The organism is Knoellia tibetensis (genome assembly GCF_048606415.1).
Taxonomy (GTDB): Bacteria; Actinomycetota; Actinomycetes; order Actinomycetales; family Dermatophilaceae; genus Knoellia; species Knoellia tibetensis.
Genome location: NZ_JBMBWF010000001.1, coordinates 1,285,257 through 1,308,995, shown reverse-complemented (window position 1 = coordinate 1,308,995; position 23,739 = coordinate 1,285,257). Strand labels below are relative to the sequence as shown.

22 protein-coding genes are annotated in these 23,739 nt (G+C 72.0%); 16 read left to right on the top strand and 6 right to left on the bottom strand.

Annotated elements, in window-relative coordinates; all coding sequences use genetic code 11:
• The first annotated feature begins 15 nt into the window (after positions 1 to 15).
• Genes ACOJV7_RS06240 through idi form a run of 4 tightly spaced genes read left to right on the top strand, consistent with a single transcriptional unit; the run spans position 16 to position 3,215 of the window.
• Positions 16 to 1,101, top strand: a complete 1,086-nt coding sequence (locus ACOJV7_RS06240) for a type III polyketide synthase (RefSeq protein WP_420189266.1) — start codon at positions 16 to 18, stop codon at positions 1,099 to 1,101.
• Positions 1,098 to 1,640 (top strand): isoprenylcysteine carboxyl methyltransferase family protein, encoded by a 543-nt coding sequence (locus ACOJV7_RS06235; protein ID WP_420189265.1) that lies wholly within the window; start codon positions 1,098 to 1,100, stop codon positions 1,638 to 1,640. Before ACOJV7_RS06240 ends, ACOJV7_RS06235 begins: the two co-directional genes overlap by 4 nt.
• The gene (locus ACOJV7_RS06230) at positions 1,633 to 2,676 is read left to right on the top strand and encodes an NAD(P)/FAD-dependent oxidoreductase (RefSeq protein WP_420189264.1); all 1,044 of its coding nucleotides are present in this window, start codon (positions 1,633 to 1,635) and stop codon (positions 2,674 to 2,676) included. The genes ACOJV7_RS06235 and ACOJV7_RS06230 overlap by 8 nt, the downstream gene beginning before the upstream one ends.
• Positions 2,673 to 3,215 (top strand): isopentenyl-diphosphate Delta-isomerase, encoded by a 543-nt coding sequence (gene idi / locus ACOJV7_RS06225; RefSeq protein ID WP_420189263.1) that lies wholly within the window; start codon positions 2,673 to 2,675, stop codon positions 3,213 to 3,215. The genes ACOJV7_RS06230 and idi overlap by 4 nt, the downstream gene beginning before the upstream one ends.
• Here idi and ACOJV7_RS06220 read toward each other — a convergent pair.
• Positions 3,166 to 3,594: an SRPBCC family protein gene (locus ACOJV7_RS06220; RefSeq protein WP_420189262.1), complete on the bottom strand. Its 429-nt coding sequence runs from the start codon at positions 3,592 to 3,594 to the stop codon at positions 3,166 to 3,168. The two genes, idi and ACOJV7_RS06220, sit on opposite strands and share 50 nt — an antisense overlap.
• 94 nt (positions 3,595 to 3,688) lie before the next feature.
• Here ACOJV7_RS06220 and ACOJV7_RS06215 point away from each other — a divergent pair, with 94 nt between their 5' ends.
• Both ACOJV7_RS06215 and ACOJV7_RS06210 read left to right on the top strand, forming a co-directional pair.
• Positions 3,689 to 5,665 carry a bifunctional copper resistance protein CopD/cytochrome c oxidase assembly protein gene (locus tag ACOJV7_RS06215; protein ID WP_420189261.1) on the top strand — a complete coding sequence of 659 codons (1,977 nt, stop codon included), beginning with the start codon at positions 3,689 to 3,691 and terminating at the stop codon, positions 5,663 to 5,665.
• Between the two features lie 2 nt (positions 5,666 to 5,667).
• Positions 5,668 to 6,582, top strand: coding sequence for a carbon-nitrogen family hydrolase (locus ACOJV7_RS06210; protein WP_420190379.1), 915 nt, complete (start codon positions 5,668 to 5,670; stop codon positions 6,580 to 6,582).
• A gap of 11 nt (positions 6,583 to 6,593) precedes the next feature.
• On the opposite strand, the gene ACOJV7_RS06205 is transcribed toward ACOJV7_RS06210, so the two are convergent.
• Complete coding sequence (locus tag ACOJV7_RS06205) at positions 6,594 to 7,403, bottom strand: PIG-L deacetylase family protein (RefSeq protein ID WP_420189260.1); 810 nt, start codon at positions 7,401 to 7,403, stop codon at positions 6,594 to 6,596.
• 66 nt (positions 7,404 to 7,469) lie between these two features.
• Complete coding sequence (locus ACOJV7_RS06200; RefSeq protein ID WP_420189259.1) at positions 7,470 to 7,610, bottom strand: hypothetical protein; 141 nt, start codon at positions 7,608 to 7,610, stop codon at positions 7,470 to 7,472.
• 62 nt (positions 7,611 to 7,672) lie between these two features.
• On the opposite strand from ACOJV7_RS06200, the gene ACOJV7_RS06195 reads away from it, so the two are divergent.
• The 3 genes from ACOJV7_RS06195 (at position 7,673) to ACOJV7_RS06185 (ending at position 10,286) form a co-directional block, all read left to right on the top strand.
• On the top strand, positions 7,673 to 9,067 hold the full coding sequence (locus ACOJV7_RS06195) for an FAD-binding oxidoreductase (RefSeq protein ID WP_420189258.1): 1,395 nt from the start codon (positions 7,673 to 7,675) through the stop codon (positions 9,065 to 9,067).
• Positions 9,068 to 9,121: 54 nt separating this feature from the next.
• The gene (locus tag ACOJV7_RS06190) at positions 9,122 to 9,382 is read left to right on the top strand and encodes a DUF6458 family protein (protein ID WP_420189257.1); all 261 of its coding nucleotides are present in this window, start codon (positions 9,122 to 9,124) and stop codon (positions 9,380 to 9,382) included.
• A gap of 271 nt (positions 9,383 to 9,653) precedes the next feature.
• Entirely contained in the window at positions 9,654 to 10,286 is a 633-nt protein-coding gene (locus tag ACOJV7_RS06185) for a hemerythrin domain-containing protein (protein WP_420189256.1), read from the top strand.
• 79 nt (positions 10,287 to 10,365) lie between these two features.
• On the opposite strand, the gene ACOJV7_RS06180 is transcribed toward ACOJV7_RS06185, so the two are convergent.
• Entirely contained in the window at positions 10,366 to 10,719 is a 354-nt protein-coding gene (locus ACOJV7_RS06180; protein WP_420189255.1) for a YciI family protein, read from the bottom strand.
• Positions 10,720 to 10,950: 231 nt separating this feature from the next.
• Entirely contained in the window at positions 10,951 to 12,837 is a 1,887-nt protein-coding gene (locus ACOJV7_RS06175; protein ID WP_420189254.1) for an acyl-CoA dehydrogenase, read from the bottom strand.
• Between the two features lie 178 nt (positions 12,838 to 13,015).
• On the opposite strand from ACOJV7_RS06175, the gene ACOJV7_RS06170 reads away from it, so the two are divergent.
• The 7 genes from ACOJV7_RS06170 (at position 13,016) to ACOJV7_RS06140 (ending at position 22,093) form a co-directional block, all read left to right on the top strand.
• Positions 13,016 to 13,624, top strand: a complete 609-nt coding sequence (locus ACOJV7_RS06170; RefSeq protein WP_420189253.1) for a hypothetical protein — start codon at positions 13,016 to 13,018, stop codon at positions 13,622 to 13,624.
• Positions 13,625 to 13,878: 254 nt separating this feature from the next.
• Entirely contained in the window at positions 13,879 to 14,769 is an 891-nt protein-coding gene (locus ACOJV7_RS06165) for a hypothetical protein (RefSeq protein WP_420189252.1), read from the top strand.
• Positions 14,770 to 14,977: 208 nt separating this feature from the next.
• Entirely contained in the window at positions 14,978 to 17,716 is a 2,739-nt protein-coding gene (locus tag ACOJV7_RS06160) for a response regulator (protein WP_420189251.1), read from the top strand.
• Positions 17,713 to 18,108: a response regulator gene (locus tag ACOJV7_RS06155; RefSeq protein ID WP_420189250.1), complete on the top strand. Its 396-nt coding sequence runs from the start codon at positions 17,713 to 17,715 to the stop codon at positions 18,106 to 18,108. The genes ACOJV7_RS06160 and ACOJV7_RS06155 overlap by 4 nt, the downstream gene beginning before the upstream one ends.
• Positions 18,105 to 19,304, top strand: coding sequence for a response regulator (locus tag ACOJV7_RS06150; RefSeq protein WP_420189249.1), 1,200 nt, complete (start codon positions 18,105 to 18,107; stop codon positions 19,302 to 19,304). Before ACOJV7_RS06155 ends, ACOJV7_RS06150 begins: the two co-directional genes overlap by 4 nt.
• Positions 19,301 to 20,875, top strand: a complete 1,575-nt coding sequence (locus ACOJV7_RS06145; protein WP_420189248.1) for a peptide ligase PGM1-related protein — start codon at positions 19,301 to 19,303, stop codon at positions 20,873 to 20,875. The genes ACOJV7_RS06150 and ACOJV7_RS06145 overlap by 4 nt, the downstream gene beginning before the upstream one ends.
• A 291-nt stretch (positions 20,876 to 21,166) precedes the next feature.
• The gene (locus tag ACOJV7_RS06140) at positions 21,167 to 22,093 is read left to right on the top strand and encodes a serine/threonine-protein kinase (RefSeq protein WP_420189247.1); all 927 of its coding nucleotides are present in this window, start codon (positions 21,167 to 21,169) and stop codon (positions 22,091 to 22,093) included.
• Between the two features lie 10 nt (positions 22,094 to 22,103).
• Here ACOJV7_RS06140 and ACOJV7_RS06135 read toward each other — a convergent pair whose 3' ends face one another.
• Complete coding sequence (locus ACOJV7_RS06135) at positions 22,104 to 23,336, bottom strand: hypothetical protein (protein ID WP_420189246.1); 1,233 nt, start codon at positions 23,334 to 23,336, stop codon at positions 22,104 to 22,106.
• Between the last annotated feature and the right edge of the window lie 403 nt (positions 23,337 to 23,739).

Sequence of the window (23,739 nt, the reverse complement as noted above, 5' to 3'; positions counted from 1 at the left end):
CGAAGCGAGGCACCTGTGCGCACCCGCCTGCTGTCCGTCGGGACGGCCCTCCCACCGCACCGCCACACACAGGGCGAGATCACCGACATGTTCGAGCAGGTCGTCGGCGCGCGCGGCCAGGTGAGCTCGCGGCTGCTGCGCTCGATCCACGGCAACGCCGGCGTCGCCCAGCGCCACCTCGTCCTCCCGCTCGACGCCTACGCCGGGCTCGGTGGTTTCGACGAGGCCAACGACCTCTTCCTCGATCACGCCGTCGCCCTCGGGTCGCGCGCCCTCCAGGACGCGCTCAAGGCCGCCGGGCTCACCCCGACCGACGTCGACCTCATCGTCTCGACGACGGTCACCGGCCTGGCCGTCCCCTCGCTCGACGCCCGCATCGCCGGGGTCGTCGGCCTGCGCGAGGACGTCAAGCGGATACCGCTCTTCGGCCTCGGCTGCGTCGCCGGAGCCGCGGGCATCGCCCGGGTCCACGACCACCTCCTCGGGCACCCGGACGACGTCGCCGTCCTCGTCGCCGTCGAGCTCTGCTCTCTCACCGTCCAGCCCGACGACACGAGCACCGCCAACCTCGTCGCCAGCGGGCTCTTCGGCGACGGCGCCGCGGCCGTCGTCCTCGGCGGCCCGGAGCGGGAGAGCCGGGTCGAGGTGCTCGACTCCCGCAGCCGCCTCTATCCGGACAGCGAGCGCACGATGGGCTTCGACGTCGGCGCCTCCGGGCTGCGCATCGTCCTCGACGCCCAGGTCCCGGCCATCGTCTCGCGCCACCTCGGCGGCGACGTCGACCGCTTCCTCGCCGACCACGGGCTCACCCGGAAGGACATCGGCTGGTGGGTCTGCCACCCCGGCGGCCCCAAGGTCATCGACGCCCTGCGCGACACCCTCGGGCTCACCGACGACGACGTCTCGCTCACACGCGACAGCCTCTCGCGCATCGGCAACCTCTCGTCCGTCTCGGTCCTCCACGTCCTCGCCGACACCCTCGCCGACCGGCCGCCGACACCGGGCACGCACGGGCTGCTCATGGCGATGGGCCCGGGCTTCTGCTCCGAGCTCGTGCTGCTGCGCGCCCTCGACGTCGACGAGCAGGACGGGGCGCGATGACGACCCTCACCGCCTTCGTCGTCGTCGTGCTGCTCGTCGGGCTCGAACGCCTCGCCGAGCTCGTCGTCTCGAAGCGCAACGCCTCGTGGAGCCTGTCGCGCGGCGGTGTCGAGACCGGGCAGGGGCACTACCCGGTCATGGTCGTCCTCCACACCGGCTTCCTCGTCGCCATGCTGGTCGAGGCGTTCGTGCGCCGACCGGTCGTGCCCGCAGCCCTGGCGTGGTCGATGCTCACGGTCGTCGTGGCCGCCCAGGCGCTGCGCTGGTGGTGCATCGCCACCCTCGGCCGCCGCTGGAACACCCGCGTCATCGTCGTGCCCGGCCTCGCACCCGTGCGCTCGGGCCCCTACCGCTGGCTGTCCCACCCCAACTACGTCGCGGTCGTCGCCGAGGGCGTCGCACTGCCACTCGTGCACGCCAGCTGGGTCACCGCCCTCGTCTTCACCGTCGCCAACGCCGCCCTCCTCGCGGTCCGGCTGCGCACGGAGAACGCCGCGCTCGCGACCCTTCCGACCCTGGAGGCGGCCCGCCGTGCATGACCTCCTCGTCGTCGGTGGCGGGCCCGTCGGCCTCGCGACGGCCCTGTATGCCGTCCGCTCCGGTCTCGCTGTCACCGTGCGCGAGCCGCGGGCCGGGATCATCGACAAGGCGTGCGGGGAGGGCCTCATGCCGGGCGCGCTCGCGGCGCTGCGCGACCTCGGCGTCGAGGTCGAGGGCCGGCCGATCGACGGGATCCGCTACCTCGACGGCCGGCACGCCGTCGACGCTCCCTTCGCCTCCGGACCCGGGCTCGGCGTGCGGCGCACCAGGCTGCACGCGGCTCTGCTCGACGCGGTGCACGCAGCCGGGGTGGAGGTGGTGCCCCGGGGTGTCCGCAAGGTCGAGCAGCGCGACGACGACGTCCTCGTCGACGGTGAGCCGGTGCGCCACGTCGTCGCGGCCGACGGGCTGCACTCACCGGTCCGGCGGATGCTCGGGCTCGACGCGGCGAGGTCGGGGACGCGGATGCGTCGTCCGGGTCTGCGCCGCTACGGCCTGCGCGTCCACGTCGACACCGCACCGTGGACGTCGATGGTCGAGGTGCACTGGTCTCCCGTGGGCGAGGCCTACGTCACCCCGGTCGGGCACGACCAGGTCGGCGTCGCCCTCCTCAGTGCTGAGCGGCGACCGTTCGAGGAGCTCCTCGACGCCTTCCCCGCCGTCCGTGACCGGCTCACCGGTCACCCATGGTCGCCGGTCCTCGGCGCGGGTCCCCTGAGGCAGCGCTCGCGGAGGCGGGTCGAGGGCCGGGTGCTCCTCGTCGGCGACGCCGCCGGCTACGTCGACGCCCTCACCGGTGAGGGGCTCGCGCTCGGCCTCGCCCAGGCCCGCGAAGCGGTCCGCGCGGTCGCGGCGGGGAAGCCGACGGCATACGAGTCGACGTGGCGACGGCTCGGCCGGACCCACGACCTCCTCACCCTCGGGCTCGTCTCGGCGACACGGCTGCGCCCGGTGCGCCGGGCCGTCGTCCCCGCGGCGCGGGTGGCGCCGGGAGTCTTCCGGGCCGCGGTCAACCAGCTGGCCAGGCCGGCATGACCGCGCGTCCGCAGGCAGCGGAGCGGGTCGTCCTGCTGTCCGAGGACGCGCGCCCCATCGGCGAGGCGCTCAAGAGCGAGGTGCACCACGCCGACACGCCCCTGCACCTCGCCTTCTCGTGCTACGTCCTCGACGACGCCGGACGCCTCCTCGTCACCCGACGCGCGTGGTCGAAGCCGACGTGGCCGGGTGCGTGGACCAACAGCTGCTGCGGGCACCCCGCTCCCGGCGAGGACGTCGAGGAGGCTGTGCGCCGGCGGCTCCGGCAGGAGCTGGGCCTCGAGGTCGAAGGCCTGCGGGCGGTCCTGCCCGACTTCCGCTACCGCGCCGTGATGCCCGACGGTGTCGTCGAGAACGAGGTCTGCCCGGTCTTCGTCGCACGGTGCGCCGACCCGGGCTCGCTCGACCCCGACGCCGACGAGGTGGCCGAGCACGAGTGGGTCGACTGGGCGACGTTCCGCGCCGACGCCCTCGCCGGCCGGCGCGACGTCAGCCCGTGGTGCCTGCTCCAGCTCGACGTCCTTCCGCCCGAGCTCTGATCCGCCGCAGGCCCAGCCAGAGGACGGGGGTGTAGGCGCCGGCCCACCACGGAGCGGACAGCTCCACGCGGCACCCGGACCCACGCACCCTCACCGTGTGACCCGTCGCCGGTATGCCGGCCACGCGCCACGACCAGTGCCGCACCGCTCCTTCGGGAGCCCAGTCCTCGACCCGGAAGGGCAGCTCCGGTCCGGCCACGGTCCGGACGCGACCGGTGGCTCCCGCGGTGAGGACCTCGCTGCCGTCGTCGAGCGTGGCGCCGCGCACGGTGGGTCCCCACGCCGGCCACTCGGACAGGCGGACCAGGAGGTCCCAGACGACGTCGGCCGGCGCCTCGACGTCGAGGCCGAGGGTGAGGGACGCGGTCGCAGGTCTCACGGCACCGAGTCTCGCAGCACGGGAGGCCGCACGGGCGGTGAGCCAGGGATGGGTGGCGGACCGGCTCGACCGCGCGCTGCCTACGCTGGGAGCCATGAGCACCGCGCCCGCCATCGCCCGCACACCCCTCGGCCCCGCGGCCGTCGTGGGTGTGAGCGGCCTCGTCGTCGCCCTCGTCGCGGCGTCCCTCGCGGGGGTGCTCGCCCCGCTCGTCCTCGACGACCCGGGCCCGGTCGTGCGGTGGGCGCTCCCGCTCGTGCGGGTCGTGAGCGACCTGTCCTCGGCGGCGACCTTCGGCCTCCTCGTGCTCGCGGCGTTCCTCGTGCCGGAGCGGCGCACGACCGAGCGGCGCGTCCAGGCGTCCCGCCTCGCCGCCGTCACCGGTGTCGTCTGGTTCGTCGCCGCCGGGCTCGGCGTCTTCCTCACCTTCGCCTCGCTCGCCGGCCTCCGCCTCGGCGACCCCGAGCTCGCCCGTCAGTTCCTCACTTTCGTGTGGTCGCTCGAGGTGACCCGCGTCCTGTCGATCTCGACCGGCGTCGCCCTCGTCGTCACGACCGGCGCGCTCCTCGCAAGGACGCGGACGGCATACGCGTGGCTGGCGGCCGTCGCGCTCGCTGGCATCGTCGTCGTCGCGCTCACCGGTCACTCGGCGGGCAGCGCGAGCCACGAGGACGCGGTCAACTCCCTCGGCGTGCACCTGCTCGGCGTCTCCGTCTGGGTCGGTGGCCTCCTCGCGGTCGCCCTCATGCAGCCACGGATCGGGCAGGACCTCGCCGCGACCGTCTCGCGCTACTCGGTGCTCGCGGGCTGGGCCTACGCCGCGGTCGCGGTCACCGGTCTGCAGCAGGCGTTTATCCGGCTCGGCGGACCGTCCGGCGTTGCGTCGGCCTACGGCGCCATGGTCGTCGCCAAGACCGTCATCCTCGTCGTGCTCGGCGTCATGGGCTGGCAGCAGCGTCGCCGCGTCATCGCCTCGATCAGCCGGGACGGCAGCGGGTTCGCCCGGCTCGTCCTCGTCGAGCTCGGGCTCATGGGCGCGGCGTTCGGGCTCGGCGCCGTCCTCAGCCGGACGCCTCCACCGGTGCCGGACTCCGAGGAGTCGCCGAGCGCGGTGCTCTCGATCACCGGCTTCCCCGACCCCGGCCCGATGTCGACCTCCGACTGGCTCACGCAGTGGCGGCCCAACTGGCTCATGCTCGCTATCGCCGCCGTCGCGGTGGGGCTCTATGTCGCCGGTGCCCGCCGCCTCACCCGTCGCGGAGATGCGTGGCCGGTCCACCGCACCGTCCTGTGGACCCTCGGCTGGCTGGCCTTCGTCTGGGCGACGAGCGGCGCTCCCGACATCTGGGGCCGCGTGCAGTTCTCGGTGCACATGGTCATGCACATGGTCGTCGCGATGATCGTGCCGCTGCTGCTCGTGCCCGCGGCGCCGCTCACCCTCGCCCTGCGCGCGCTCCGGTCACGCCCGGACCGCACGTGGGGTCCGCGCGAGCTCATCCTCCAGGTCGTCCACTCGCGGGCGATGCGGGTGCTCGCCAACCCGGTCGTCGCCGCGGTGCTCTTCTTCGGCAGCCTCGCCGCGTTCTACTGGTCGCCGCTCTTCGAGCTCGCCCTCACGACGCACACGGGGCACCTGCTCATGCTCGCCCACTTCCTCCTCACCGGCTACCTCTTCACCTGGGTGCTCATCGGCATCGACCCGGGTCCGCCGAAGTGGTCGCCGGCGATCCTGCTGCTCATCCTCTTCGCGACGATCACCTTCCACGCGTTCTTCGGCGTCGCGCTCACCGGGACGTCGTTCGTTCTCGCGCCCGACTTCTTCGAGCAGATCAACCTGCCGTGGGGTCCGGACCCGCTCGCCGACCAGCAGCGTGCGGGTGAGATCGCCTGGGGCTTCGGCGAGGCGCCAACACTCGTCCTCGCGATCCTCGTCGCCCGGCAGTGGTTCCGCCGCGAGAAGCAGGAGAGCGTGCGGCTCGACCGGCAGGCCGACCGCGACGACGACGCCGCGCTGCGCGCCTACAACGCGCGACTCCAGCGGCTCGGCTCACAGGCCAAGGAGGTCGAGTGACGATGCGGATCGCCCTGGTGCAGGTGGCCTACGACGACGACGAGACCCTCGGCGCCCGGGTCGAGCGCGTCTCCGCGATGGTGCGCTCGCTTGCGTCCGCAGATGTGGGGGCCAGGACGTCGGATCGCCGGACGCAAGGAGGTCGTGGGCTTGCGTCCGCAGATGTGGTGGCCAGGACGTCGGAACGCCGGACGCAAGGCGCCTCGGAGGCTCCCGACCTCGTCGTCCTGCCCGAGCTCTGGGCTCCCACCGGCTTCGACTACCGCCGGTGGGAGGACGCAGCCGAGCCGATCGACGGGCCGTGGGTGCAGGCCATGACGGCGCTGGCGACCGAGACCGGGGTGACCCTGCACGCGGGCTCGTTCGTCGAGCGGTTGCCCCGGCCCGGGGCCGACGGACGCACCCTCGCCAACACCTCGGTGCTCGTCACCGCGGACGGGGAGCGGACGGCATACCGCAAGATCCACCGGTTCGGGTTCGGGTCGGGTGAGCCCAAGCTGCTCGAGGCTGGCACCGAGGTCGTCACGGCCCGGGTGCCGACGCGTGACGATGAACCCGTCACCGTCGGGCTCTCGACCTGCTACGACCTGCGCTTCCCCGAGCTCTACCGCAGGCAGGTCGACGCGGGTGCACAGCTCTTCCTCGTCCCCGCTGCGTGGCCGGCCGCCCGGGTGGCGCACTGGACCCTGCTGGGCCGGGCACGCGCCGTCGAGGACCAGGCGTTCGTCGTGCAGTGCAACACGGCCGGCACCCATGCCCGCACCGAGATGGGCGGCCACAGCCAGGTCGTGGCGCCGACCGGCGAGGTGCTGGCCGAGGCCGGCAGCGACGAGGAGGTGCTCGTCGTCGACGTCGAACCCGGCCTCGTCGCCAGCACTCGCGAGGGCTTCCCGGTGCTTGCCGACCGCCGTCTCTGAGGCGCCTCCGGTCAGCCGGCGTCGAGGTCCTCGAACGGCCAGCCCTCGACCATGCCGGGTGCTCGTCCGGGCTCGATGTAGAACTCGGTGCCGAACCACTCGCGGAAGACGTCCTCGGGCATCTGGAGCATCATGCCGACGTCGCTCGTCTGGCTCGCGTGGCAGGCCAGGGCCGCGCGCTTCGCCTCGATGTCTCGCGTGACGTCGACCCGCCACGAGATCTGCGCCTCGGGCGTGCCGAGGGGCTCGCCGCCGTCGATCGGCTCGTCGGGGTCCCAGCTCTGGTCGGCCTGCCCCGCCTCGACGGCCCGCTGGTAGCCCTTGCGCATCTCGTCGCGGTTCATCGTCGACTCGAGCAGCCGCGGCCGCTGAGCCGCAAGGTCTGCGGCGCGGTGGGCGACGTGGTGGACCTTGACGTGGTCGGGGTGGCCGTAGCCGCCGTGCCAGTCGTAGCCGACGAGCACGTCGGCGTCCTCCTCGTCGAGCACCTCGACGAGGCGCCCCGCGGCCTCGTCGAGGTCCGCGCCGTGGAACGAGCCGTCGTGGCCGTTCTGCTCCCAGCCGTGCATGCCGGAGTCCTGGTAGCCGAGCCAGACGATCCGCTCCACGCCGGTGACCCTGGCCGACGCCTCGGCCTCGCCGCGGCGGAGGTCGGCGAGGGTCGTGCCCTCCGCGAGGTCCTCGGGCGAGGTGCCGAGCTCACCGCCGGTGCCGTAGACGACGACCACGCGGTGGCCCTCCCGCGACAGCCGGGTCATCGTGCCGGAGGTGCCGGACGCCTCGTCGTCGGGGTGGGCGTGGAGGAAGACGATCGTGGCCATGCGCCCATCCTGCCGTGCGCGTCGGACACCCCGGACCTGTCGGGATACGCCGGCAGCGAACCCGCCTCAGCCCTCGAGGATCGCCGCGACCTCGGTCTGGCCGCGCTCGCGGGCGTGCTCGAGGGCGGGGACGCCGTCGCGGTCGGCGAGCGAGCGGTCGGCGCCGGCCCCCAGCAGGACGCGAACGGCGACGACGTGGCGCAGCACCCGACACCTCCTCGCGCAGCTCCGACGGGCAGTTCCAGTCTCCCCGTTCCTAGGATGGCCGGGTGACCGATCGCAGCGCCGCCGTCGCAGAGCTCGCCTCCTCCCTGCCCGAGGGGGTGGTCGCCACCCGACCCGAAGCGCTCGAGAAGTACCGCTTCGACTGGGCCAAGGACCCCGAAGCCGGTATGCCGTGTGCGGCCGTGCGTGCCGAGACCGCCGAGCACGTCCAGGTGGCCGTGCGCTGGGCGGCGAGCCACGGCATACCCGTCGTTCCGCGTGGGGCGGGGTCGGGTCTCAGCGGGGGAGCGTCGGCCGTGGAGGGCGGGCTCGTCGTCAGCCTCGAGCGGATGACCGCCATCGAGATCGACCCGGCAGCACGGTGCGCGGTGGTCGAGCCCGGCGCGTTCAACGCTGCGGTCAAGAAGGCCGCCGCCGAGCACGGCCTCTGGTACCCGCCGGACCCGAGCTCGTTCGAGATCTGCTCGATCGGCGGCAACGTCGCGACCAACGCGGGCGGGCTCTGCTGCGTCAAGTACGGAGTGACGACCGACTACGTCCTCGGGCTCGACGTCGTCCTCGCCGACGGGCGGCTCATCACCTTGGGCGGCAAGCGGATCAAGGACGTCGCCGGCCTCTCCCTCCTCAAGCTCTTCGTCGGCAGCGAGGGCACGCTCGGCATCGTCACCCGGGTCACGCTGCGGCTCGTGCCCGCGCAGCTCGCCCCCTCGACCCTCGTCGCGACGTTCGACACCGTCCGCGCCGCCGCCGACGCCGTTGTCGCCATGGGCCGGGTCGTGCGGGCTTCGATGGTCGAGCTCATGGACCGGCCGACGGTCAACCAGGTCGAGGACCACGCACCCATGGGCCTCGACCGCGACCGGGCGCTGCTCCTCGTCCAGTCCGACGCCCCCGAGGGTGCCCGCGAGCAGGAGATGGCGGTCATCGAGAAGGCCTGCGTCGAGGCCGGAGCCATCGACGTCTTCGCGACGCACGACCCCGCCGAGGGCGAGTCCTTCGTCCGGGCCCGGCGACTGGCGTTCCCCGCCGCCGAGGCGGCCGGCTCGTTGCTGCTCGAGGATGTCGGTGTGCCCGTGCCGCAGCTGCCCGACCTCGTGGCCCGGGTGGAGCAGATCGGTGTCCAGCGCGGCGTCGACGTCGTCTGCGTCGCCCACGCGGGCGACGGCAACACCCACCCGATCGTCATGTACGACGCCGCCGACGAGGAGTCGACGGCCCGCGCGCGGGCGGCGTTCGAGGACATCCTCGCGGCGGCGATCGCGCTCGGCGGGACGATCACCGGCGAGCACGGCGTGGGCCGGCTCAAGCGCGAGGCGCTGCCCGCGATGCTCGGCCCCGACGTCATGGAGCTCAACGTCCGGATCAAGGCCGCCCTCGACCCCGACGGGCTCCTCAATCCGGGTGCCGTCCTCCCGGCCGTTGCCGCAGGTCAGCGGTAGAGTTCAGTCCCGATCCGGGCACCCTGCGCCCGGACACGGCCACAAGGAGTGACCATGTACATCGGACTCGGAATCGTCCTCATCGTCATCGGCGCGATCCTCGCGTTCGTCCTTCAGGTGGACATCCCCGGCATGGATGACGGCATGCTCGGCTGGATCCTCATCGCCGCCGGCGTCCTCGCCATCCTTCTCTCGTTCGCGATGCGCGGACGCACCCGTCCCGCGGGCTACACGACCACCCGCTCCTCGCAGGTCGACCCGGCGTCGGGCTCGCGCGTCGAGGAGACCCGCGTCGACCCGGACTCGCGCCTCTGACGCGACCGCACGACGCACCGACGAGACCCCGGCGACCACGGTCGCCGGGGTCTCGTGCGTCCGGGGGAGTGCTCCCCATCGACACGGTCCGGCGGCGCTGGAAGTCTGGGCACCAGAGCGGTTCGGGGGAGCCGCAGTCCGGCCCTCGGGCCGGGCGACGACCGAGGCGCCTGCTCGTGGAGGGGAGAGCAGGCGCCTCGCCCGTCCGTGCCAGAGCGCGTCATCCACACGAGGGGTACTCCCCCCGCCGGGTGGCCGCTACGTTCGGACGATGGCCGAGATGAGCATGAACGAGATCATCCACGCGGCGGTGCGACGCGACCTCGACCGGTTCGAGTCCGCGCTGCGCTCGTTCCCCGACGGCGACGCGAGCCGGGCCCGCCAGCTCCGCCGGGCCTGGGCCACCGTCGACCGGCAGCTGCACCACCACCACGAGACCGAGGACGCCTACGTCTGGCCCTACGTCCGCGGCCTCGCCCTCGCCGACCCCGCGCTCCTCGACGACATGGAGGGCGAGCACCGGGCCATGGCAGACGGCCTGCGTTCCGTCTCGACGGCGCTCGACGGCCTCGTCGCGGAGCCGACCTCCGAGCTCGCCGCGGCCGCCGCGGACACCGTCGCCGAGACGGCCCGGGTGACCAACGGCCACCTCGCGCACGAGGAGTCCGACGTCATGCCGATCATCAACGAGCGCCTCGAGACGCCGGAGTGGAAGGCGGTCGAGCGGCAGCTGCGCAAGGGCAGCCCGGCGATGGCCGGCGAGCTCTTCGCGTGGATCCAGGACGGCGGCGACCCTGCAGCCCAGGACTCGCTGGCCCGCACGGTCCCGGCGCCGGTCCGCTTCGTCCTCGCCAAGGTCATCGGCCGCGGCTACCAGCGAGAGGTCGCCCCGGTCTGGCGTTGACCCCGCCTCGCCGGCTCAGGGCTTCACGCCCAAGGCCGGCCCGTCACCGGCCGGCCCGTCACCGGGTCGTGCCGCGTCGTCACAGCTCGGGCACGGCCCCGAACCTGCGGACCTCCTGCGGCCAGCCGCAGCCCACGGCCACCCGGCCCGCCCACATCTTCGCCGTCTCGTCGTCGGGGACCTCGACCACGCAGAAGCCGCCGAGCTGCTCGGTCGTCTCGGCGAACGGCCCGTCGGTCACCGTCACCGTCCCGCTCGTCGCGTCGGCGGCGTAGACCGGCGCGCCCTCCTCGAGCCCGCCGGCGAAGACGTAGACCCCCGCCGCCTTCATCTCCTCGACGACCGCCATCGACGGCTCGACCCGCGAGAGGAACCACTCCTGGGGGTGGTCACCGACCCACTGCTGGTTGAAGTAGATGAGGTACTGCGCCATGTCGTGCTCCTTCGTCGTCGACGGACCCCGTTGCCCGTCCCACCGACATGACGGTCGGACCGGGCCGGTTTCGACACCCATCCTTCAACGAGCCTGCCCCAAAAGGCCGGTATGCCGGCCGCGCAAGGTGGGCGGCCGGCATACCGGGGTCTCTTCTCGCGACTGACTGCCCGTTGCACCACGGGCTCGCTGCGCTCGCAGCGGTCCCAACGGGCAATCAGTCGCCTTTGCTCAGAAGGCCGACTCGGGCACGTCCATGAGCTCGTTGTCGGTCGCCTCGGCCATCGAGCGCTCTGCGGCGAGGCGCGGCAGGACCTGGCGGGCGAAGAACTGGGCGGCGGCGACCTTGCCGGTGTAGAAGTCTGTGTCCTTCTCCGAAAGGGACGTCTGCGCCCCCTCGCCCTCGAGGGCCGTGAGCGCGACGTCGGCCTGGCGCAGGAGCAGCCAGCCGACGACGAGGTCGCCGGCGCCGAGGAGGAGGCGGGTGGTGTTCTGGCCGACCTTGTAGAGGTTGGTGACGTCGCCGCCCTGGCGCGGGTCGGACTTCATGAGCTCGCCGACCATGTAGCCGAGGATGCCCTGGACGTTCTCGAGGGCCTCGCCGAGGAGCTCGCGCTCGCGGTCGATGCGGCCGTCGTGGCCGCCGAGGTCCTTGGCGAACTCCTGGATCTGCATGGCGATCGTGGTCAGGGCCTGGGCCTTGTCCTTGATGATCTTGCGGAAGAAGAAGTCGAGGCCCTGGATCGCGGTGGTGCCCTCGTAGAGGGTGTCGATCTTGGCGTCGCGGACGTACTGCTCCACGGGGTAGTCCTGGAGGAAGCCGGAGCCGCCGAACGTCTGGAGCGACTCGGTGCCGAGGAGCACCCAGGCGCGCTCGGACCCCAGGCCCTTGACGATCGGGAGGAGCAGGTCGTTGACGCGGTTGGCGAGGCCGGCGGCGGAGTCGTGGTCGACGGCCTCGGCGCCGGTGCGGAGCTGCTCGGTGTCGACGACGTCCTGCTGGCTCGCGGTGAAGAGCACGAGGGCGCGCAGGCCCTCGGCGTAGGCCTTCTGCAGCATGAGGCTGCGGCGCACGTCGGGGTGGTGGGTGATCGTCACGCGCGGGGCGGACTTGTCGGTCTGCTGGGTGAGGTCGGCGCCCTGGACGCGCTCCTTGGCGTACTCGAGGGCGTTGAGGTAGCCGGTCGACAGGGTTGCGATGGCCTTGGTGCCGACGAGCATGCGGGCGTTCTCGATGACGCGGAACATCTGGGCGATGCCGTCGTGGACGTCGCCGAACAGCGTCCCGGTGGCGGGCTTCTCGCCGCCGAAGGTGAGCTCGCAGGTCGTCGAGACCTTGAGGCCCATCTTCTTCTCGACGTTGGTGACGTAGACGCCGTTGCGCTCGCCGAGCTCGCCGGTCTCGAGGTCGACGGCGTACTTCGTGAGGATGAAGAGCGACAGGCCCTTGGTGCCGGGACCGGCGCCCTCGGGGCGGGCGAGGACGAAGTGGACGACGTTGTCGACCATGTCGGACTCGGCGCTCGTGATGAAGCGCTTGACCCCGGTGATGTCCCAGGTGCCGTCCTCGTTCTGCGTGGCCTTCGTGCGGCCGGCGCCGACGTCCGAGCCCGCGTCGGGCTCGGTGAGCACCATCGTGCAGTGCCAGTCCTTCTCGATGATCCAGCGAGCGAGCTTCTTCTGGTCGTCGGTGCCGAGCAGGTAGAGCAGCTTGGCGAAGGAGTAGGAGGCGTTGAACATCGCGAGCGCGGGGTTGGCGCCGAGGACGAGCTCGTTCATCGCCCAGCGCAGGCTCGGCGGGGCGACGGTGCCGTCGAGCTCGCCGGGGACGTCGACGTTCCAGAAGCCGCTCTCGCGGTAGGCGGCATACGACTTCTTGAAGGAGTCCGGCATCGCCACGACCTGCGTCTGCGGGTCGTAGACGGGCGGGTTGCGGTCGGCATCCTGGAAGGACTCGGCGATCTCGTTCTCGGAGAGGCGCGCCATCTCCTTGAGCATCTCGCGCGCGGTGTCGGCGTCGACGTCGGCGTAGGGGCCCTGCCCCAGGACGTCACCGCGACCGAACACCTCGAAGAGGTTGAACTCGATGTCGCGCAGGTTGCTCTTGTAGTGGCCCATGCACCCATGGTGCTACCGGCGAGTAGGGAGCGGCAAGGTGGGACGCCGGTTTGTGACTAAGCGCACGCTTAGTGGGCTGGGTCACGTCACGGTGGCGTCCGGCATACGGTCCATGTGCCGCGTATGCCGTGTGTGCCGGTCCTCACCTCGGCTGCGCTCGTGTGGTTCGCTGGCTCTCATGCCCGACGCATCCAGCGACTCCGCACGCCCGAAGCAGGACGAGGGCGCGACCTCTGACTCGAAGGGGACCGGCACGGCTCCGGCGAGCAGCTCCGCGGTGACCGAGGCGACCGCGGCGATCGAGCGCCGCGAGCTCTGGGTGGCGCGCGACCTGCTGGCCGCCCACGTGCGCGAGGAGCGCGACGTCGAGGCGCTGCGCCTGCTCGGCGAGGTGCACCACGGGATGGGCGACCTGCCCGCCGCGGGCGCCGCGTGGTTCGGGGCCGGCGTCAAGGGACCCGAGGTGGACGCGGCGGTCGAGGCCTGGCGCGCGTCGCACGGTGACGACTTCGCGGCCATGTGGCGCTCGCTGCCGCGCTCGGTCCGCCAGGAGCCGCGCTCGAAGAAGGTCGAGGCGCTGCGTGCCAAGGCGCTGGAGGCGCGCGACGCCTCGGACGCGGCGTCCGCGTCGGCGGGTGCCGTGGCGCTGACGGCCTCGGGCGAGTCGTCCGGCTCCGGTGGCATCGACGCGGCGCAGATCATCGCCTGGGTCATCGCGGCGTTCGTCGTCGTGTGCGCGGTCGTCGGTCTCGTGCAGATCCTGCGCTGGATGGTCCCCGGGGGCTGACCGTGTGACCGGTCACCCGTCCGGCCCTCGGCGCCGGCCCTGGGTGGTCCTCTCCGGCCCATCGTCACCACGGCCCGCGGGGTGAATGTGCGCAGGTGGGCCTCGCCCCGGTGGGTCCTTTCCGGCCAGTGCCGGCGAGAGGAACATTCGGCGGAGGCGGCCAGATGCAGCCGAGGGTGCGAGCCGGAGCCCCTTCGTGCGATCCACGCACGGCGCGGCCGTCCCCTTGAGTCGCCGCTGAAAGGACTCACGCCATGGGTCGCAAATCCGTCGCGCTCGCGCTGACAGTGCCTCTCGCCCTCATGCTCGGTCCGACCGCCTCCACGGCCGCACCGACCGGCTCCCAGCTCTCGGGTGCCATTTTCACGACCGACGTCACGGGCGTCCCGGTCAACCTCAACCACTACGCGTCGAAGCCCGACGTCTACCTCAACGGCGGGCCCGGGATCAACGCGCCGGACTCGGCCGCCGGCCTTCCCGCAGGGACCTACACGTTCCAGGTGACCGGCCCGAAGCCCACGCAGCTGCTGAGCAGCGACCCGCTGGCCTGCCGGCAGTTCAGTGTCGACGCCTCCGGCGTCATCAGGTCGGTGGCACCGAGCGGAGCGTGCGCCCACGCCACCGGTGGCCCCGGTGAGGACGGGGGGATGACGGTCCAGCTCTTCCCCTACGCCGACACCCCGAACCCCGGCGGCGTCTACAAGGCCTGGGTGACCCCGACGAGCAGGCTCGACTGCGGCCGCTTCGCCAAGTTCGGCTGCTTCGTCCCGCGCTACTCCAAGACCGACAACTTCAAGGTCAAGCACGACGCGATCGTCGAGCTCGACACCCGCTTCTGGAAGAACGACGTGGCCATCCTCGGCATGGCTGCCGGGTGGACCGACACCGTCGGCGCGTCGAACGTCAAGTTCTCCGAGTGGAACCCGGCGATCCTCGCCTACAACGAGGCCCACGTCGAGGCCGCAGAGGAGGGCACCCACACCATCGACGTGGCGAGCCAGGCCGGCTGCACGATCGACCGTGTCGTGGGTCCCCGCGGCGAGACCTACCGCAACGGCAACGGCAGGTACCGCGTGTCCGTGGCGGTCGCCGCCTGGCAGCCGGGCGACGACACCACCTACCGGGTCGAGGTCTTCTGCCGCTGACCCACCGGCCGGTCCGGCCCCGACGCCGCCCCTGCGGTGCCGGGGCCGGTCCTCGCCGCTCGCGTCGCGGCCGGCCCCGCGCGTCACGAGGCGTGGCTGACCAGCCGGGACGGGTGGTTCTGCGCAATTCCGTGGAAGCCCCGGCGGGGTGGGGAGCACACTCGAAGGGAAGCCCCGACGCCACGGCCGGGGTGGAACGGAGACGCCAGTGGACCAGACTCGCGATGGGGGGAGAGCGACCGCGGAGCCGTCGAGCGACGCCGCGGCCGATGACCACCGCGAGACCCGCCGGCAGCTCGCCGCGACGAGCGAGATCCTGGCGATCCTGGCCGCGTCGTCGGACGCGCCACAGGACGTGTTCGGGGCCATCGTCGAGCGGGCGCGAGTGCTCTGCCACGCCGACGCTGCGCAGATCCACCTCCTGCGCGACGGCGCCTACCGCCTCACCCGTGCCGTGGGGGTGAGCGCGGAGTTCGTCGACCTGTCGGAGGTCGATCCGGTCCAGCGGGACCGCGACTCGCTCATCGGCCGGGTCAGCCTCGACCACACGACTCAGCAGATCGAGGACGTCCTGGCGGACCCGGAGTACGACCGGCCCGACTTCCAGCAGATCGAGGGCTACCGGACGATCCTGGGGGCTCCGATGATCGTCGACGGGGAGGTCGTCGGCGTGCTCTCGGCCTGGCGCACGAAGGTCTCGCCCTTCGACGAGCGGATCTGCTCCCTCCTCACGACCTTCGCCGCGCAGGGGGCGCTCGCCGTGCGCAACGTCGAGCTGGTGCACGCCCTCGAGGCCCGCTCGACCGAGCTCGCCCGACGGGTCGAGCAGCTCGAGGCCCTCTCTGAGGTGGGCGACGCGGTGAGCTCGAGCCTCGACGCGGACGAGGTCCTCGCGACCATCGTCAACGTCGCCGTCCAGCTCTCGGGCACGAGCGGCGGCTCGCTCGTCGACCTCGACGCGGAGTCGGGTCTCTTCAGCGTGCGCACCGCGACCGGGACGAGCCCCGAGGTGCTGGAGGCGCTGCGCGCCAGCAGGATCCACATCGACGAGACCCTCATCGGCCGCGCCTGCCGCGAACGGTCGCCCATCCAGGTCGCGGACCTCTCGACGATCGACGACCTCGACCCGCACCTGTCGATCCTGTATGCCGCGGGCTGGCGGTCCGTGGTCGCCGTCCCCCTCGTGCGGTCGAACACGATCGTGGGCGCCCTCGTCGTGCGCCGCAAGATCCCGGGTGCCTTCAGCGAGGAGACGTGTGAGCTGCTCGAGGCGTTCGCCAGCCAGTCGGCGATCGCCCTCACCAACGCCCGCATCCACCGTCAGCTCGAGGTCCAGAGCGCCGAGCTCGCCGAGGCCAGCCAGCACAAGTCGGAGTTCCTCGCGAGCATGTCGCACGAGCTGCGCACCCCGCTCAACGCCGTCATCGGCTTCTCGGAGGTGCTGCTCGAGCGGATGTTCGGTGACCTCAACGAGAAGCAGGAGGAGTACCTGCGCGACATCCTCACGTCGGGCCGCCATCTCCTCGACCTGCTCAACGACGTCCTCGACCTCAGCAAGGTGGAGGCCGGGCAGATGGTGCTCGAGCGGACCGACTTCGACATCGTCGAGGCCGTCGCCTACGCGCAGTCGATGGTCCGCGAGCGGGCGCTCGACCACCGCATCACGCTGCGGACGGAGATCCAGGCGGCGTCGTTGCTCCTCCACGCCGACGAGCTGCGCATCAAGCAGGTCCTGCTCAACCTGCTGAGCAACGCCGTGAAGTTCACGCCCGACGGCGGCACCGTCGTCGTCACCGCGACACGGCGTCGCGACGAGCTCGAGGTCACGGTCTCCGACACGGGCATCGGCATCGAGCAGGCCGACCAGCACCGGATCTTCGACTCGTTCCAGCAGGGGACACGCGCCGCGCGCAAGGTGGAGGGGACCGGGCTCGGGCTCACCCTCACCCGGCGCATCGTCGAGCTGCACGGCGGTCACGTCTGGCTCCGCAGCGAGCCGGGTCGGGGGAGCACCTTCGGCTTCACCGTGCCCGCCGAGCACGCGCCCGCGGCAGGGGAGGCGCCGACCGACGGCGCCGAGGGCCGGGCGCAGGGCGCGGTCACCGGAGCGGTCGAGTCGCGCGATGTCGACGACAGGGCCGGACCGGACTCGCGGCCGGTCGCGGTGATCATCGAGGACGACCCGAGCTCGGCCGAGCTCCTCTCGGTCCACCTCGGCACGGCCGGGATGCGCACGACGGTGGTGCGGGAGGGGGTGTCGGGTCTCCAGACGGTGCGGGACACCGAGCCCGACGTCGTCGTCCTCGACATCCACCTGCCGGGCATGGACGGCTGGGACGTCCTCACCGAGATCAAGAGCGACCCCCGCCTCGCGTCGACCCCGGTCGTCGTCGTCTCCGTGCTGCCGGACCGGATCCGCGGCATGGCCCTCGGTGCCTCCGAGTACCTCGTCAAACCCGTGGCCCGTGACGACCTGCTCGCCGCTCTCCGGCGCGTCGTCCCCGCCCGGGGTGGCACGAGCCGCAGGACGGCGCTCATCGTCGACGACGACCCTCATGCCTACGAGCTCGCCCGGCTGGCGCTCGACCCCGCCGGGTGGACCCTCGAGAGCTGCACCCGGCCGGCGGAGGTCTTCGACCTCATCCGCGAGTCGCGTCCGTCGGTCGTGCTCGTCGACCTCCTCATGCCCGAGATGGACGGGTTCCAGGTCATCGACCGCATCCGCAGCGACCCCGTGACGGCGGCGGTCCCGATCGTCGTGCTCACGTCCAAGACGTTGACGCGGCGTGACCGCGAGACCCTCGAGGGGCGGATCGAGTTCGTGACGTCCAAGAACGCGGTCGACCTCGGCCTCCTCGCCGACCGGCTCGGCGAGATCGCTCTGCCGCACGAGGACACCGGCCACGAGGCGACGGACCTGCCGGCGACGGGTGGTGAGCCGCCATGAGCACCTCGGTCGGCGGGGGCCGTCTCGTCCTGCTCGTCGAGGACAACGACAAGAACCTCAAGCTCGCCCGCGACGTCCTGGAGCACGCAGGTTTCGTCGTCCACACCGCGGTCACGGGCGAGGAGGCGGTCGCGCATGCACAGGAGACCCCACCGGACCTCGTCCTCATGGACCTCCAGCTGCCGGGCATCGACGGCCACGCCGCCCTCGCCCGGCTCCGCGACGACCGGCGCACCGCCGACATCCCGGTCGTGGCCCTCACCGCCTTCGCGATGAAGCAGGACCGGGAACGCGCCCGCGAGGCCGGGTTCGACGGCTACCTCGAGAAGCCGATCAGCGTCCGGCACCTCCCCGAGCAGGTCCGACGCCACCTCCGCGGCGGTGCGACGTGAGCGCCCAGCCCGAGGGTCGCCACCGCATGCCCGGTGTGGATCCCTACCCCGAGGGGACCGAGGGCGCTGGCGAGGGTGCCCCCGTCGTCCTCGTCGTCGACGACCTCGAGGCCAACCGCAGGCTCCTCGAGGCGGTCCTCTCACCGCGCGGCTACGCGGTCCGCCTCTGCGGCTCCGGCGAGGAGGCGCTGGAGTGGTTGTCGGACCGCGTCCCGGACCTCGTCCTGCTCGACGTCCTCATGCCCGGGGTGGACGGCTACGAGGTCTGCCGGCGGGTCCGCGGGGACGAGCGGACGGCATACGTGCCGGTCGTCATGGTGACCGCGTCGGGAAGCGAGCAGAAGCTGCGCGCCATCGAGGCAGGGGCGGACGACTTCGTGACAAAGCCGTTCGACCAGTCCGAGCTCCTGGCGAGGGTGCGCTCGCTCGTCCGGGTCAAGCGCTACCACGACACGATCGTGCGCCAGGCCGTGGAGCTCACCGCCTGGAACCGTGAGCTCGAGAGCAAGGTGTCGGCGCAGGTCGAGGAGCTCGAGCGGGTCGGGCGGCTGCGCCGGTTCCTCTCGCCCCAGGTCGCGGGGCTCGTCATGGAGAGCGGCGACGAGGGGTTCCTCGCGAGCCACCGCGCCGAGATCACCGCGACCTTCTGCGACCTGCGCGGGTTCACGTCGTTCGCCGAGACGTCGGAGCCCGAGGAGGTCATGGCCGTCCTCGCGGACTACCACGAAGCACTCGGCGAGCTCGTCTTCCGCTTCGAGGGCACGCTCGAGCACTTCGCCGGGGACGGGCTGCTCGTCTTCTTCAACGACCCGATCCCGTGCCCGGACGCGCCGGACCGGGCGGTGCGGATGGCGGTCGCGATGCGGAGCCGGGTCGGCCACCTCGCCGAGGGGTGGCGGCGGCACGGGCACGACCTCGGCCTCGGCGTCGGCATCGCCCAGGGCTACGCGACGCTGGGGCGCGTCGGGTTCGAGGGGCGCTACGACTACGCCGCGATCGGCACCGTGACCAACATGAGCGCCCGGCTCTCGGCGGTGGCGCAGGCCGGCCAGATCCTCATCAGCCAGAAGGTGGCGGCCAGGGCGGGGGAGGACGTCGTCACGCGGTCCCTTGGACCCATCGAGCTGCGCGGCATCAGCAAACCGGTCGAGACCTTCGAGGTCCTCGGCCTCGACTCGGCAAGGAGCCCGTCATGAGTGGTGAGCAGCAGGGTCCCGGCCAGCGGCTGGCCGACCTCGACGAGGAACAGCGCAACGCGGCCTTCGACCGGCTCCAGGCGCGGCTGCCGGACGTGTGGCGCTCGATGCGGCTCAACGAGCCCGACGAGTCCGTCGTCGTCGTCCCCTCGGTGTCGCTCGACCGAGCCAACCCCAAGCCGGGTGCGGTCAACCAGGCGATGGAGGAGCGCTACCTCTTTCTGCTCCTGCTGCTGCGCCAGCCGCGGCTCCGGATGGTCTACGTGACGTCGGGTCCGGTGGACCCGGCGATCGTCGAGTACTACCTCGCACTCCTGCCCGGCGTCATCCCGAGCCACGCCCTCGCGCGGCTCACCATGGTGTCGGTGGGCGACCTCACGCCGCGGCCGCTGTCCGAGAAGCTCCTCGAACGCCCGCGACTGCTCTCCGACCTCCGTGCCCTCATCGCGAACCCGCTGCGGTCCCACCTCGTGCCCTACACGACGACGTCGCTCGAGCGGGACCTCGCGCTCGAGCTCGGGATCCCGATGTACGGCGCCGACCCCCGCCACCTCGTCCTCGGGACCAAGTCGGGCTGCCGGAGGCTCTTCGACGAGTCCGGCGTCTCCTATCCCGTCGGCTTCGAGGACCTCGGCTCGTTCGACGACATCGTCGACTCGCTCGCCCGTTTGCGCTCGCGTCGGCCCGACGCCTCCGTGGCGATGGTCAAGCTCAACGAGGGCGTCTCGGGTGCGGGCAACGCCGTCGTCGACCTCGACGGGCTGCCCGCGCCCGGGTCGCACGACGAGCGCTCCGTCCTCGCCGACCGCGTGCGGGTCATGGAGCTCGAGGGAAAGTCGGTGACGCACGAGACCTTCTTCGCGAAGTTCGAGCAGAAGGGCGGGATCGTCGAGGAGCGGATCGTCGGCGACGAGGTGCTCAGCCCGAGCGTGCAGCTGCGGGTCACGCCGCTGGGCGAGCTCGAGATCCTCTCGTCGCACGACCAGGTCCTCGGGGGCCCCACCGGACAGTCCTACCTCGGGTGCACCTTCCCGGCCGACCCCGGCTACGCGGCCCTCATCACGCGGGAGGCGGGGGCCATCGGGCGCCGGCTGGCCGAGCTCGGCGTCCTCGGGCGCTTCGCCGTCGACTTCGTCGTCGTGCGCACCGGCGGCTCATGGACGGCCCACGCCATCGAGGTCAACCTGCGCAAGGGCGGGACGACGCACCCCTTCCTCACCCTCCAGTTCCTCACGAACGGGCGCTACCACGGCGACACCGGTCTCTTCACGACGCCGACGGGCGCCCCCAAGCACCTCGTCGCCACGGACCACCTCGAGGACCCGAGCCTCTGCGGTCTGCGCGTGGGCGACCTCTTCGACGTCGTCGCCCGCACCGGGCTGCACTTCGACCCGACGACGGAGACGGGTGTCGTCTTCCACATGATCAGCTCGGTCACCGAGGCCGGTCGGGTGGGCATGACCGCCATCGGCGACTCCGCCCGGCACGCCCAGGAGGTCTATGACCGGGCCGAGCGGATCCTGCTCGACGAGGCGCGGGCGTCCGTCGAGCCGGACGTCCTCCCGGTGTGATCCTCCGCGCCGCGCACGGTCGCGGGCGGACGACACCCTGCCGCACGGCATACGCCGCTTTCGTGCTCGTATGCCGTCCGCCCAGCGCCGTGGTGTGGTCGCCCGGGTACCCGATCCGCGAAGCCGTGGGTTCGTGTTGTCCTCGACAGGGCCGCGACCTGCGACAATGGTGGGCATACGTCCCTCCGTTGTGGAGGGCGCCCAGCCTGCCAGGACTTCTGTGAACCCCGCTCGCCCCTGCCTCTCGACGCCCGGCGCCTCCCTCGCCGTCGGCGTCCGCGGTCCCCGCTCGTGAACTACGCGCCCGGCCTGCTGCTCTCCGACCGCTACCGCCTCGAGGAGGTCATCGCCGAGGGCGGGATGGGCCAGATCTGGCGCGCCCTCGACGAGCGGCTGCAGCGAACCGTCGCCGTCAAGGTCCTGCGACCCGACGCCGGCAGCGACGAGACCTTCATCGAGCGGTTCCGGGTCGAGGCGGTCAACTCCGCCGCCCTCCAGCACCCCAACATCGTCACCGTCCACGACTTCGGCGAGGGTGACCACTCGGCGTTCCTCGTCATGGAGCTCATCGAGGGACAGCCGCTGTCGACCGTCATCCGCGAGCGGGGCCCCCTCCCCGCCGACGACGTGAGTGACATCCTCCAGCAGTCGGCCTCCGCGCTGCAGGCCGCCCACGACGCCGGTGTCGTCCACCGCGACGTCAAGCCGGCGAACATCCTCGTCGACGACGAAGGCTACGCACGGCTGACCGACTTCGGCATCTCCAAGGCGATGGCGGGCTCCGCCCTGACCCAGACCGGCGAGATGCTCGGCACCGCGCACTACCTCTCGCCCGAGCAGGTCCAGGGTCGTCCCGCCACGCCGGCCAGTGACATCTATGCCCTCGCGGTCGTCGGGTTCGAGATGCTCACGGGCAGCCGGCCGTTCGCCGGCGAGTCGATGATCGTCACGGCGCTCGCGCACGTGGGGCAGCCGGCGCCCGAGCTGCCCGAGTCGGTGCCGGAGCCGCTGCGCACCACCGTTCTCTCCGGTCTGGCCAAGCTTCCGGAGAAGCGGCCCAAGGATGCCTCGGCGTTCGCCGAAGCGCTGCGGCTGCCGGCCGGGACCGTGCCCGAGGAGCTCGTCGAGGGTGCCGAGTCCGCCGTCGGACCGGTCGTCGCCGGCCTTCCCGACGGAATGTTCACGCCCTACCCGCCCCAGCGCGCCGAGGGCGCCTGACCTCTCGACTTCAGGGCGACCTGAAGTATCCGGAGGAGTCGGCGATGAGCTGGACGGTTCCGCTGGATCCGTTGAACAGGGCCACCTTGCCGTTGGCGCCCACGGGGGCCAGGACGAGGTTGGGCACGGTCTGTCCCTTGGTGAAGTTGAGGTTGGAGGCCGTGGGTCGGGTGGTGCCGTCGGCGTACGCGGTGACGTAGCCGGGAGCGGTGGGGGCGGTCGCGGTGACGTTGAGTACGACGGCCGAGACACCGGAGGTCGGGATGCCGCCGCGGCCGGTGACCTGGAGGTGGAGTGTGCCGCCGGCTGGGACGGCTGTCTTGGCTGCGCCGATGCCGGAGCGCGTGTCGAGGAGCCGGGTGGGGGCCAGGACGCCGAAGGAGCCGGGGGGTGTCGGTGTGCCTGCCACGAAGTATCCGGAGGAGTCGGCGATGAGCTGGACGGTTCCGCTGGATCCGTTGAACAGGGCCACCTTGCCGTTGGCGCCCACGGGGGCCAGGACGAGGTTGGGCACGGTCTGTCCCTTGGTGAAGTTGAGGTTGGAGGCCGTGGGTCGGGTGGTGCCGTCGGCGTACGCGGTGACGTAGCCGGGAGCGGTGGGGGCGGTCGCGGTGACGTTGAGTACGACGGCCGAGACACCGGAGGTCGGGATGCCGCCGCGGCCGGTGACCTGGAGGTGGAGTGTGCCGCCGGCTGGGACGGCTGTCTTGGCTGCGCCGATGCCGGAGCGCGTGTCGAGGAGCCGGGTGGGCGAAAGGGCCTGGTAGGCGCCCGGTGTCGACGCGGTCGTGTCGACGGTGAAGGGCTTGGTCAGATCGGCCGTCGCCGGTGTTGTTGCGGGGTCGGGATGCCCGGGGAACCGGAAGGACGAACCGATGTTGCAGAACAGGGCGATGACATAGGCGCCCGGTGTGGTCGGCTGCTCCACGTTGGCCGGTGTGAGCAGGGTCGGGGTGACCGAGAGGGTCGTGGACCACGGACGACGGTTGGCGGGGTCGTTGCCGAGCTGCACCCGGGCAGAGACCAACGCGTTGTCCGACGCCCGGAACAACGCGATGGCATCGCCGGCAAGCTGTTCGTCGCTGCATCCACCGTTGGTGAGGGTGATGGTGGTGTTGACGGGCCCGTGGGTGGGCGAGTGGCTGAACGCAGGACCGGTGCCGGTCGCCGACGCCGAGCCGGCTCCGAGGACGAGCACGATCGACGCGATGGTCGATGTCAGGGGTGCGCTGATGAGTTTCATTGGTCTACCGCCTTGCGTTCAACACTGACTGACGGTCGCGGTGCCGAGGCCGGCCACGCGACGTTCGAGTGATCCGCAGGTGCGCTGCCCTCCGCCGGGCCGTCGAGTCGTTGACGTCGGTGCTCGTTCGGGGCGGCCTTCGCGAAGTGGTGCTCGTTCGCGGACTCGCTTGTTGGTTCTGGGATCGGTCTATGCCGCGGAGCCGTTGGCGGCAATCACCCAATCGATGTGTCGTTCGATGCTTCGCCTGACTAGGTGCACTGGCCCGGCAGGTCGGTCAAGGGTGAGGGGGGACCGACCTCGGGAGTCCGAGCGGCGCGTTCGGCACCTGTACCTTTTTCCGGTCGGTCGGCCATGTCACCTCTGGGTGGAGCAGCGAGAGGGTGGCGGGTTCTCGCCAAGT